Below are 266 nucleotides of genomic sequence, written 5' to 3'. Positions count from 1 at the left end.
TGAATGTCACTGTGTTCCTTTTCGAATGCTGCTGCCAGTTTTCTGAACGTATCTCTTTCACTGTCGGTTGACATTGTAGAATAAATGGTTAACGTCTTTTTTGCGGTATCTGCTGAGCTTTTCTCTGCTGAACACCCGGGCAGAACAAGCAGAATAAGAGAGAGAAATAAAACAAAAGTGTGTTTCATCTTTTCCTCCTTATCATCGTGATGAATCTTTGCTTATGTCACCTCCTTTGCTGTACATCCGCAGCTTTGTCTTACAAT

General features: G+C 40.6%; 1 pseudogene. It reads right to left on the bottom strand.

Annotation, left to right across the window (positions count from 1 at the left end):
- A pseudogene (locus SB660_RS21160) lies at positions 1 to 188 on the bottom strand (ABC transporter substrate-binding protein); the annotation flags it as partial.
- Positions 189 to 266 lie beyond the last annotated feature (78 nt).

Source organism: Bacillus sp. SIMBA_005 (genome assembly GCF_046535585.1).
Taxonomy (GTDB): Bacteria; Bacillota; Bacilli; order Bacillales; family Bacillaceae; genus Bacillus; species Bacillus pumilus.
The sequence above is the reverse complement of the archived record's forward strand: the minus strand, read 5'-3'. Positions and strand labels throughout refer to the sequence as shown.